Source organism: Achromobacter sp., assembly GCF_036567245.1.
Classification (GTDB): Bacteria; Pseudomonadota; Gammaproteobacteria; order Burkholderiales; family Burkholderiaceae_B; genus Achromobacter.
In genome coordinates, this window is record NZ_DATCUY010000572.1 from 1 (window position 1) to 11,287 (window position 11,287).

10 protein-coding genes and 3 pseudogenes are annotated in these 11,287 nt (G+C 67.1%); 10 read left to right on the forward strand and 3 right to left on the reverse strand.

Features of this window, described 5'->3' with window-relative positions; all coding sequences use genetic code 11:
• A pseudogene (locus tag VIR09_RS24100) lies at positions 1-162 on the reverse strand (tripartite tricarboxylate transporter substrate binding protein); the annotation flags it as partial.
• A 193-nt stretch (positions 163-355) separates the two neighbouring features.
• On the opposite strand from VIR09_RS24100, the gene VIR09_RS24105 reads away from it, so the two are divergent.
• Both VIR09_RS24105 and VIR09_RS24110 read left to right on the forward strand, forming a co-directional pair.
• Entirely contained in the window at positions 356-1,012 is a 657-nt protein-coding gene (locus VIR09_RS24105; protein ID WP_013395291.1) for a GntR family transcriptional regulator, read from the forward strand.
• Positions 1,013-1,065: 53 nt separating this feature from the next.
• Positions 1,066-1,563, forward strand: coding sequence for a cupin domain-containing protein (locus VIR09_RS24110; protein WP_332015140.1), 498 nt, complete (start codon positions 1,066-1,068; stop codon positions 1,561-1,563).
• Here VIR09_RS24110 and VIR09_RS24115 read toward each other — a convergent pair.
• Positions 1,560-2,459 carry a DMT family transporter gene (locus VIR09_RS24115; RefSeq protein ID WP_332015148.1) on the reverse strand — a complete coding sequence of 300 codons (900 nt, stop codon included), beginning with the start codon at positions 2,457-2,459 and terminating at the stop codon, positions 1,560-1,562. The genes VIR09_RS24110 and VIR09_RS24115 overlap by 4 nt on opposite strands.
• A gap of 272 nt (positions 2,460-2,731) precedes the next feature.
• Between VIR09_RS24115 and VIR09_RS24120 the strand changes: the two genes are divergently transcribed.
• A complete protein-coding gene (locus VIR09_RS24120) occupies positions 2,732-3,994 on the forward strand; it encodes an MFS transporter (protein ID WP_332015141.1) in 1,263 nt (420 codons plus the stop codon).
• 84 nt (positions 3,995-4,078) lie between these two features.
• On the opposite strand, the gene VIR09_RS24125 is transcribed toward VIR09_RS24120, so the two are convergent.
• Positions 4,079-4,951, reverse strand: coding sequence for an NAD(P)-dependent oxidoreductase (locus VIR09_RS24125; protein ID WP_332015142.1), 873 nt, complete (start codon positions 4,949-4,951; stop codon positions 4,079-4,081).
• A 217-nt stretch (positions 4,952-5,168) separates the two neighbouring features.
• Between VIR09_RS24125 and VIR09_RS24130 the strand changes: the two genes are divergently transcribed.
• From VIR09_RS24130 to VIR09_RS24160, 7 genes and pseudogenes are all read left to right on the forward strand, one after another.
• Positions 5,169-5,561: a Zn-ribbon domain-containing OB-fold protein gene (locus VIR09_RS24130; RefSeq protein WP_332015143.1), complete on the forward strand. Its 393-nt coding sequence runs from the start codon at positions 5,169-5,171 to the stop codon at positions 5,559-5,561.
• Positions 5,558-6,718 (forward strand): thiolase, encoded by a 1,161-nt coding sequence (locus VIR09_RS24135; RefSeq protein WP_332015144.1) that lies wholly within the window; start codon positions 5,558-5,560, stop codon positions 6,716-6,718. Before VIR09_RS24130 ends, VIR09_RS24135 begins: the two co-directional genes overlap by 4 nt.
• Positions 6,719-6,726: 8 nt before the next feature.
• Positions 6,727-7,416 (forward strand): 3-oxoacid CoA-transferase subunit A, encoded by a 690-nt coding sequence (locus VIR09_RS24140; RefSeq protein ID WP_332015145.1) that lies wholly within the window; start codon positions 6,727-6,729, stop codon positions 7,414-7,416.
• A complete protein-coding gene (locus VIR09_RS24145) occupies positions 7,413-8,075 on the forward strand; it encodes a 3-oxoacid CoA-transferase subunit B (RefSeq protein WP_332015146.1) in 663 nt (220 codons plus the stop codon). Before VIR09_RS24140 ends, VIR09_RS24145 begins: the two co-directional genes overlap by 4 nt.
• Positions 8,065-9,252, forward strand: a pseudogene (locus VIR09_RS24150) (acyl-CoA dehydrogenase family protein); the annotation flags it as partial. The gene VIR09_RS24145 and the pseudogene VIR09_RS24150, both read left to right, overlap by 11 nt.
• Positions 9,253-9,285: 33 nt before the next feature.
• Positions 9,286-10,362 (forward strand): annotated as a pseudogene (locus VIR09_RS24155) (acyl-CoA dehydrogenase family protein); the annotation flags it as partial.
• A 25-nt stretch (positions 10,363-10,387) separates the two neighbouring features.
• Positions 10,388-11,287 (forward strand): enoyl-CoA hydratase/isomerase family protein (locus VIR09_RS24160; protein WP_332015147.1); only part of this gene is annotated, 900 nt, incomplete at its 3' end.

The following is an 11,287-nucleotide window of genomic DNA, read 5'->3' on the forward strand; positions in this document are numbered from 1 at the left end:
GGCGCCCAGTTGGCGCGAGATCAGATCGGTGGCGGAACCCGCCTGGAAAGGCACGACGATGCGCACCGGATGCTGCGGCCAGTCGGTCGCCTGGGCGCCGGCCTGGGCGGCGAAGGCGACGGCGGCGGCGCCTGCCAGCGCCCGGATGAGACCAAACTTCATGAATTCCCCTTGATCGCGTTATGGAGTGCGTGCAGGGATTAGACGCAAGCGGACGGCGCAGGACTATTGGTATTTGCATCCATGGATCACTGGATCCAATTTGTGTTATTTTTGCGGTTATCTATCATGGCGGCTTCGTGGGGCCTGTGCGAGGCTCCTTTTAGTGTTGACTGGCCCTAACCCTGGATCCCCAATGCTGCAATTCCAGAAGACAGCGATCAGCGCCGAAGACGAGGCGTACCTGCACCTGCAGCGTGAAATCCGCCTGGGCCGCTACGCACCCGGCCAGCGCCTGGTGCCCGAGGTGGTCGCGGCCGAGATCGGCACCAGCCGTATGCCGGTGCGCGGCGCGTTGCGCCGGCTGGCTTCCGAAGGGCTGGTCGAGATCCGCGCCAACCGCGGCGCAGTGGTGCGTGGCCTGAATCAGCAGGAAATGCTGGAAGTGTTCGAAATGCGCTCCGTGCTGGAAGGCCTGGCCATGCGCAACGCAGTGCTGCACATGGGCGCCGAGCACATCCGCCGCCTGTCCCTGCTGCTGGAGCAACTGGAGCAGGGGCCGGGCGAACACCTGGACTGGATCACGGCGCACCGCGAATTCCACGAGTACCTGTGCAGCTTCTGCCAGCAGCCGCGCCTGCTGCGCCAGATCTCCGAACTGCATTCCGTGGTCGAACCCTACATGCGCCTATGGGTGGCGCAGCCCGGCCGCGTCCTGCGGGTGCGCGAATCGCACCAGGAATTGATCGCCGCGCTGCAGACCCGCGACCCGGCGCGCTGCGAGGCGGCGATGCGTCAGCACGTGTTGAACACGGTGCCGGCCCTGCAGGCGTTTCTGGAGCAGGCCGCCTAGGACTTGCGGCTTTGCTCTAGACTGGCGTCATCCTCCACGCGCCCCGTCCTGCCATGACTGCATCCGCCGACCTCATACGCCGCCTGGACCTGTTGCCGCACCCAGAAGGCGGCTACTACCGCGAAACCTATCGCGCCGCCGATTCCGTGACGCGCGACGACGGCGCCCGTCGCTCGGCCAGCACGGCCATTTACTACTTGTTGTGCGACGGCGCCTGGTCCACCTGGCATCGCATCCGGTCCGACGAACTCTGGCATTTCCATGCGGGCGGCGCGCTGCTTGTCCATGTGCTGGCGCCGGACGGCGCCTACGCCTGCCTGCGCTTGGGCGACGCGCTGGAGGATTCCGAAGCCGCGTTCCAGGCAGTCGTGCCGGCCGGCAGCTGGTTCGCGGCGGAACTGGCCAACCCGGCAGACCCGGATGGTTACGCGCTGGCCGGTTGCACGGTGGCGCCGGGATTCGAGTTCAGCGAGTTCGAGTTGGCCGACGCGGCCGAACTGCAACGCCTATACCCCGCGCAGGCCGGCCTGATCGCGCGCCTGGCCCGCTAGCCGGCGCCTTTCGCATCTTGTGCCGCGGCTTGCGGCTTTTTCTTGCGCCCGAACTTGGCCTCGCTTGCCAGCACGCCCGCCACGATCAGGCCGGCGCCCACCAGCGCCAGCGCCGGCAGCCGGTCACCGGCCAGGCGCCCAACGATGCCGCCCCACACGGGCTCGCCCGCATAGATGACGGTGGCGCGGGTTGGCGACACCGATTTCTGCGCCCAGTTCATGGTCAGCTGGATGATGGCGCTGGCCAGCCCCAGGCCGATGGCGGCGCCGGCCCATAGCCACGAGAATTCGGGTACCGCTTCGCCCATCACAGGCATCAGCGCAAACGACACCAGGCCGGCTGTCAGCAACTGCACGAAGGTGACGCGGCGGCTGTCGACCTTCTTGGCAAAGTGGCCGATCAGGATGATCTCGGCGGCAATCGCCGCGGCCCCGGCCAGCGTCGCGGCTTCGCCCGCGCTGAAGTTCAGGGCGCCGGCCTGCGGACCCGCCAGCAGGATCAGGCCGGCGAAGGCCAGCGCCACGCCCACCCAGCTCATCAGGCCGGGCGGCTTCTTCAGCACGGCCCACTGCAGCAGCGGCACGATGGGCACGTACAGCGCGGTGATGAAGGCGGACTGGCTGCTGCTGATGGTCTGCAAGCCGTAGGTCTGCAGGAAATACCCCAGGAACAGGGCGCAGCCGATGGCGATGCCGGCGCCGACCTCCTCGCGGGTGATCTCGGCCATGTGCTTGCGGAACATCAGCAGCGCCATCAGGCCGGCGATCGTGAAGCGCACGCCCACGAAGAACAGCGGCCCGCTGTGCTGCATGGCAATGTGGATGATGAGGAAGGTGCTTCCCCACAGCATGGTGACCAGCACCAGGGCGATTTCCTGGCGGGACAGGGCGAACATCGAGGTCTTGGACTTCACGGTCTGCTTCAGGCGCTACGAAATGGCGAGCAATATACAGCGCTTCGGTGACCGCTCACCGAACAGATTCCCGGATTTCGACCGGAGCAGGCATATAGCCGGGAGTAATATGGCACGTCCGGCGGCCTCAGGCCGCCGGTGACGACAAGCCGCTGCACGCCTCGTTTTTCTCGCTGCCGCCACGCCTTTTTTGGCGGCGTCGGCGAAGCTGGGCGCGCAAAGCGGCCACAAAAAGATATCGAGGAGAAGCACAAGTGGAGAAGCAAGAGTCGGGCGGCTGGTATTTCGGCTGGAATATCGTAGGCGCCGCGACGGTACTCACCCTGTTGACCGTGGGCCTGCGCATGGGGGTTGGGCCGTTCTTCCTGCCCATCGCGGACGCCCTGGGCTTCACGCGCAGCACGCTGTCCGCCATCGTCGCTCTCGGCATGCTCTGTTATGGGCTGGCCATGCCGCTGGCGGGTTATCTGGTTGGCACGCGGGGCACGCGCTTCGTGCTGCTGACTGGCACCGCCATCGTTGTGTTGTCGATCATCTGGACGGTCTTCGCGCGCGGGCCGATCGAATTCCTGCTGTCCTTCGGCGTGGCGCTGTCCATCGGCCTGGGTTTCACCAGTCCGGTGGCGCTGACGCCGGTGATCAGCCGCTGGTTTACGCGCCAGCGCGGCATGGCGCTGTTCTTCCTTTCCACGGGCTCCATGGCCGGCATTGCGCTGATGACGCCGACCCTGACCTTCGCGATTTCGGCCGTGGGCTGGCGGGAGACCCTGCTGGCCTTTGCCGTGCTGTTCGCGCTGCTGACGGTGCCGGCGGCGCTCTTCGTCATGCGCGATGAAGCGCCCGAGCATACCGACCTGCTGCCCCACCAGATCATCGACAAGGCGGGACCCGCCAAGGCCGCGGCCAGGCGGCCGGCGCCCAATGTGCGGGCGGCGTTGGGCTCGCTGCCGTTCTGGCAGGTGGCGCTGGGCCTGTTCGCCTGTGGCTTCAGCATGAACCTGCTGGGCACGCACGGCGTGCCCATGCTGATGGATCATGGCTTTGACGCCACCACCAGTTCGCTGGGCATAGGCCTGATCGGTCTGGTCGCCATCTTCAGCACCCTGGTCCTGGGGCGCATGTCCGATCAGGTCGAACGGCGCGCCATCCTGGCTGCAATCTACCTCGTACGCGGGTTGGGATTCTTCGCGCTGGTCATGGTGGGCGCGCATTGGGAACTGTACGCCGCGGCCACCCTGGGCGGCATCGCGTGGGCCGGCAGCATCGCCTTGTCATCGGCCATTCTTGCGGACGTTTACGGCGTGCGGCTGGTGGGCGTGCTTTACGGACTGGTCTACCTGGGGCATCAGGTGGGCGGCATGATCAGTTCATGGCTGGGCGGCTGGGCCTACGAGACCTTCGGCACGCATTGGGTGGCGTTCGGTTCGGCGGGCGCGCTGCTGCTGGCGGCGGCCCTTATTTCCTTGCGCCTGCCGGCGCGGGACTTGCCCCGCGCGGTGGCGGTGGCCGGGCATTGATCGTCGCGGATTGCGGACGCGATGCCGTCCGCAGCGTCCGCCATCGCATCCGCGACGCCGGATGCGATGGCCTCCGAGACCGTCCTAGCGGTCCTTCAGCAGCGACACCAGTTCCGGCACATAGCGCTCGCCGCCGCCTTGCGTGACCGCCTGGTCGAAGGTGTGCTGCACGGCTGCGCCGATTTCGCGCACCGCGCCCGTTTCCGCGGCCATGGTGTTGTAGTAGGACAGGTCCTTCTGCGCGTTCGACATGAAGAACCGCAGCGAGGACGGATCCTGTTCCAGCAGGTACGGCTTGATGCGCTCCAGCGCCACGCCGCCGCCGCCGCCCTTGGCCAGCACGTCGGCGAACACCGCCGGATCGATGTCCGCGCGCAGGGCGCAAGCCGCCGCTTCCGACAGCAGCGCGACCACGCCCAGCGACACATAGTTGTGCAGCAGCTTCATGCGGTGGCCGGCGCCGATCGGGCCGGCATGCGTGATGTTCTCGGCGAAGCAGGCCAGCAGCGGCTTGCATTCCTCGAACAGCGCGGCGTCGCCGCCCACCAGCAGGTTGAGCCGACCTTCGGCGGCTTCCTTGGGCGTGCGCGTCATCGGCGCATCCAGGAAGCGGCCGCCGCATTCCGTCACGGCCTGCGCGACTTTCACGGTGGACGAGGGAATCGCCGTCGAGCAATCGATGATGACCGTGCCCGGGCGCAGACCCGCCAGCACGCCGCCTTCGGATAGCAGCACAGCCTCGACCTGCGGGCTGCCGGTGACGCAAAGGATGATCACGTCAGACTGGGCCGCCAGTGTCGCGCCGTCTGTCACGCTGGTGGCGCCCGCGGCCTTCAGCGCGTCCAGGGGCTGGTTGCCCGGATGCTCCAGCACCGTCAGCGCATGTCCGTGCTTGACCAGATTGCTCGCAATGCCATGGCCCATGAGGCCGATACCAACCATGCCGACTTTTGCCATCTTCCACTGCTCCTGCCATGTAGGGGTTTGTTATGGCGTAAATCTTACTCTGACTTGCGGGCGGCGCCGGCGCGCTTCGAATATGCCGAAAGTAGCCTTCGAATCTTTCGGATGGTAAGGGGCGGGAGCCATTCCTAAAATCGTTCCACTGTCGCAGGCCATGCCTGGCGCGGATCGAACTACAACGGAGACAACCGCCCGCAGGGCGGATACATCAATGCCGCAAACCGCAAACGAGCCGGCGCCCAGCGCCGAGCGCCACTACTTCGAGCAGCTCGCGCAGGGCCGCTTCGTCATTCCGCTATGCCAGGCCTGTGCCAGGCATCACTTCTATCCCAGGGTAGTCTGCCCCCATTGCGGTTCCGACGCCCTGCGCTGGGTAGAGCCCAGCGGCGACGGCGTGGTCTATTCCACCACCGTGGTTCGCAACAAGGGTGGCGACTACACCGTGTGCCTGGTGGATCTCGACGAAGGCCCGCGCCTGATGAGCCGCGTGGTCGACATGCCGGTGGATGCGGTGACCATCGGCCTGCGGGTCAGAGCCAGGGTCGATGCCGTCGAGGGTGCGCCTCTGCTGGTGTTCGTGGGACTGACGGGGGAACGGGCATGAGCAGAAGCTATCGCGGCGCGATCGCCGTGCTGGGTACCGGCATGGCCGGGTTGGGCGACTGCCAGGGCCGTTCCGAACAGGAGATCATCGCCCAGGCCTCGCATCGGGCGGTGGCTGCCAGCGGCCTGAAGATGCAGGACATCGACGGCATCATCACCTCGAGCCTGACCTCGCCATGGTGGGTGATGCGGATGGCGGAGTACCTGGGAATCCGGCCTCGTTTTTCCGACAGCACCATGTTCGGCGGATCGTCGTTCATCGCCGACCTGAAGGTCGCCGCCATGGCCATCGAGGCCGGCCAGTGCGACCATGTGCTGGTCTGCTACGGCGCCAACCCGCGCAGCGCGCCCAGCAGCACACAGATCAATCAGATGCGGGCCGCGCTCGACCCGCAGCCCTACGAGCATCCCTACAAGCCGTTCAATCCGGTATCCAGCTACGCGCTGGCCGCCGCGCGCCACATGCACCAATATGGCACCACCCGCCGCCAACTGGCCGAGGTCGCGGTGGCGGCGCGCAAATGGGCGCAACTGAATCCGGACGCCTTTCTGCGCACGCCGCTGACGATCGACGAGGTGCTGGGCGCCAAGATGATCTCGGATCCATTGACGGTGCGCGACTGCTGCCTGGTGACCGACGGCGCCGGCGCCTTCGTGGTCACGCGGGCCGAGCGGGCCCGCGACCTGCATCCGCGGCCCATCTATGTGCTGGGCACGGGGCATGCGCACTGGCACCGCCAGATATCGTGCATGCAGGACGTGACCGTCACGCCTGCGGTGGACTCCGGCCGGGCCGCGTTCGCGGAAGCCGGCTTGACTCCGGCCGACATCGATCTGGTCGAGCTCTACGACGCCTTCACCATCAATCCCATCCTCTTTCTGGAAGACCTGGGATTCTGCGCCAAGGGGGAAGGCGGCGCGTTCATCGGCGGCGGGCGCATCGAGCCGGGCGGCGACCTGCCGATGAACACCAACGGCGGCGGCCTGTCTTTCACGCATCCGGGCATGTACAGCATCTTCCTCGTCATCGAGGCCGTGGCGCAGCTGCGCCGCGAGGCTGGGGAACGCCAGGTGCCCAAGGCCGATGTCGCACTGGTGCACGGCAACGGCGGCGTGCTGTCCAGCCAGGCCACCGCGATTCTCTCCCACTCCCTTTGATGGCCGCCATGATGAACAAGACAGTAGATTGCGCCGCGCAGGCGGTGGGGGACATCCCGGACGGCGCCACCGTTCTGGTCAGCGGTTTCGGCCTGTCCGGCCAACCCGTGGAATTGCTCGATGCGCTGGTGGAACAGGGCGCGCGTGAACTGACCGTGGTGTGCAACAACAGCGGGGCCCGCGATAGCGGACTGGCCCGGCTGATCCGATTGGGCCGTGTGCGCAAGCTGATCGCCTCGTATCCGCGCGGCGCGGAGTCCCAGGCGTTCGAATCGGCCTACGCCGACGGATTGATCGACTATGAATGCGTGCCGCAAGGCACGCTGGCCGAGCGCCTGCGGGCGGCAGGCTCGGGCCTGGGCGGATTCTTCACGCCCACCGGCTACGGCACGCTGCTTGCCGAAGGCAAGGAGACGCGGATGATCAAAGGCGTGGGGCACGTATTCGAGGAACCCTTGCACGCCGACTACGCGCTGGTGAAGGCGTATTGCGCGGATCCCCTGGGCAACCTGGTCTACCGCAAGGCGGGGCGCAATTTCGGTCCGCTGATGTGCATGGCGGCGGCCACCGCCGTCGTGCAGGTTCATACGCTGGCGCAGGTGGGCGGACTGGATCCGGAGCACATCGTCACGCCCGGCATTTTCGTGCAGCGCGTTCTGCGCATTCCCGACGCCCAACTGACTGGAGTCCTGCAATGATCGAACGATATTCCCGCGAGGACATCGCGCGCCGCGCTGCAGCTGACATCCCTCCCGGCTCCTACGTCAATCTGGGCATCGGCTTGCCCGTCAAGGCGCTCGACTACTGGCGGCCGGAGCACGGCGTCATCGTCCATAGCGAGAACGGCATACTCGGCATGCGCGCACGCTCGGAGGCCGACCCGGTCGATCCCGACCTGACCAACGCGGCCAAGCAGAGCATCGCCATGGCCGCGGGCGGCAGCTACTTCAATCATGCCGATTCCTTCGCCATGATGCGCGGCGGGCATCTGGACTACTGCATCCTAGGGGCCTACCAGGTGTCGGAAACCGGCGACCTGGCCAATTGGTCGCTCGGACAGCCTGGCGTGGCCGCGGCGGTGGGCGGCGCCATGGACCTGGCCGTGGGCGCCAAACGGGTCCACGTGCTGATGGAGCACCTTACCCGCGACGGCCGGTCACGGCTGCGCCGGCTATGCGACCTGCCGCTGACGGGGGCGGCATGCGTGGACCGGGTCTATACCGATCTCGCCACGCTCGACGTCACGCCCGAGGGCTTCCTGGTGCGCGACAGGGCGCCGGGCCTCACCCGCCAAGCCCTGCAGGCGGCGACCGATGCGCCGCTGCGTTTCGCGGAGGATCTGCCCGATGCCGCTTGATTGCTCCCTCGAGGACTTCCGCGGCGAAGTCCGCGCATTCCTGCAAGAACGCCTGCCCGCCGACCTCAAGCGCAAGGTGATGGATCATCAGCGGCTGGACAAGCAGGACTTCCTGCGTTGGCACCGCATCCTGAACGAGCGCGGCTGGGTCGCGCCGAACTGGCCCGTCGAGCATGGCGGGGCCGGCTGGAGCATCGAGCAGCGCAACCTGTTCGACGAGGAGTGCGCCTTGGCGGGTGCGCCCGAAACCGTGCCGTTCGGGCTGCGCATGGTGGCTCCCGTCATCATGGCCTATGGCTCCGCCTGGCAGAAAAGCCACTTCCTGCCGCGCATCCTCAGCGGGCAGGACTGGTGGTGCCAGGGCTATTCCGAACCGGGTGCGGGTTCCGACCTTGCTGCGCTGAGTACCCGCGCTCGCCGCGAGGGCGACGTGTTCGTGGTGAACGGCCAGAAAACCTGGACTACCTACGCCCAGTACGCCGACATGATGTTCTGCCTGGCGCGGACCAATCCCGAAGCCAAGGCACAAGAGGGCATTTCCTTCCTGCTCATCGACATGCGCAGCCCCGGGGTGTCGTTACGCCCGATCCGCACGCTGGACGGCGGAGAAGAGATCAACGAGGTTTTCCTCGATGAGGTCGTGGTGCCTGCCTCGCATCTGGTCGGTGAAATGGACCATGGCTGGACCTACGCAAAGTATCTGTTGTCGCACGAGCGTTTCGGCGCCGCCCGGGTGGGGCGCGCCAAGCGCGAACTGGGCCATCTGCAGCGGCTGGCGGCGCAACGCAAGGTGGACGGCCGTCCTTTGGCCGAAGATCCCGTATTCGCGCAGCGGCTGGCGCAGCTGGAGATCGATACCCTGGCCCTGGAGCAGACCAACCTGCGGCTGATTGCGCGCGACCAGCGCGGCGCGGGGCACGGCGCGGAAGCGTCGATATTGAAGTACCTGGGGTCCACGCTGGCGCAGCGCATCAGCGTAGCGCTGGTCGACACGGCCGGTTCGCATGCGCTCGCCTATGACTCAGGCGCGCTGGAGCGCGACTATGCGCGGGGCGGTCCGACAACGGAAGAGGAACTGGAAGCCATGCCCGGCTTCTATCTCAATCTGCGCAAGATTTCGATCTACGGCGGAACGGACGAGGTTCAGAAGAACATCATCGCCAAGCTTGCGTTGGGCGAGGCCGACGATCTGAGCGTAGACCAGCGCGCGCTCGATGACGCCGTCGGACGGTACCTTCAGGGGGAGTATCCGCCTCCCGCCGCCCGGCCCACGTTGCCCGGCGATGCGGACCCCGAGGCCTCGCCGCACTGGCGCGCCTTTGCCGGCATGGGGCTGCTGGGCTTGGGGTTGCCGGAAGCGGCGGGCGGGATGGATGGCGGGCTCGAGGACTTGTGCGTGATCATGCAGCGTTTCGGACGTCATCTGGTGGTCGAACCCTACGACGCCAGCGCGCTGCTTTGCGGCCAACTGCTGGCGCGCCTGCCGCAAGGCGAACGGGTGTGCGCCTTGTTGGCCGGGATCGCGCAAGGAGCCGCGCCGTTGCTGGTTCAAGCGGAACCAGATGTGGATTGGCCTGTCGACGATCTGAGCGTGACCGCCGTGCGCGAAAGCGGCGGTTGGGTACTGAACGGCGTGAAGCGGCGCATACCCTATGGCGCGGGCGCCCGGCAACTGCTGGTCACGGCAAGCGACGAATCGGGAACGGCGGTATTCCTGGTCGAAGCCGATGCGCCCGGGCTGGAGCGCCGAGGTGCGCCCGGCCTGGACGGTCGTCCCTATGCGGACATCAGGTTGAAGGACTGCCGCGTCGACAGCGCCGCATGGCTGGGTTTGGCAGGCGACGCCTTGGAGTTCGCGGCTGACGCGACGCGCGTGGCGCTGTGCGCGGAAGCGTTGGGCGCCATGCAAGCGCTGCTGAACGCCACCCGCGACCACGTCGCCGAACGTCGCCAGTTCGGCCAGCCCGTCGGCCGCTTCCAGGCGGTGCAGCACCGGCTGGCGGACATGCTGTTGGCCCTGGAGCAGGCGCGTTCGCTGACCTGGCTGGCGGCAGGCGCGGCGCAGTCGGACGCGCGCCTATGGGCACGGCGGGTGTCCGCCGCCAAGGCCAGTTGTGGCGCCGCCGCGCGCTATATCAGTCAACAAAGCATCCAGCTGCATGGGGGCATGGGCATGACCGACGAGCTTCCGGCAGGCCATTACGTCAAGCGGCTGTTGGCTATCGAATACACGCTGGGCGACACCCGGCACCATCTCAACCGCTATCAACGGTTGGCGACGGCCTGAGCCGCGCCGCTGAACGAGGTACACCATGAACTTGCCCGCCGCGTCGCCGTCCCGCGACCTTTCCCCAACCACCCGCTACGTCCTGCAGGGGCGAGTGGCCGTGATCTTTCTTGATAACCCTCCCGTCAACGGCCTGGGCGATACCGTACGCCGGGGCATCCATTCGGGGTTGGCCCTGGCGCTGGCCGACGAGGGCGTGGACGCCATCGTCATCTGCGGCGCCGGCAAGGCATTCTGCGGCGGCGCCGATATCCGCCAGTTCAATACGCCTGCCGCCACCGCCAAGCCCATGCTGCGCGACGTCATCGCCGCGATCGAGGCATCCGCCAAGCCGGTGGTGGCGGCCATCCATGGCTTCGCCTTGGGCGGCGGGCTGGAACTGGCTCTGGGATGCCACTACCGCGTCGCGCAGGCGGGTTCCAAGATGGGGCTGCCTGAAGTGAACCTCGGCCTGGTGCCCGGCGGCGGCGGTACGCAGCGCCTGCCGCGATTGATAGGCGTGCAGCGCGCGCTCGACATGATTCAGTCCGGCAAGCCCATGGATGCCACGGCGGCCATGGCGGTCGGCTTGGTCGATGCGGTCGCCGAAGGCGATCTGCTGGATTTTGCGCTGTCCTATGCGCGCGAGCGTGCCGCGCAGGACTCGCATCCGCTCGCTGCGCGCCGCACCTTGGACGCGGGCGGAGTGGATTTCGCCGCGGCGCGGGCCGGCGTCAATCCCAAGGCGCGCAACGCGATTGCGCAGCGAGCAGTCGTCGATTGCCTGGAGGCCGCCACACGCCTGCCTGTCGAGGCCGGGCTGGATGAAGAGCGCCGCCTGTTCGACGCGCTGGTGGAGGGCGATGCCTCCAAGGCGCTGCGCCATCTGTTCTTCGCCGAGAAGGAGGCGCCGCGCGTCGCCGGCGGCGGCAGCGCGGGCCGGATC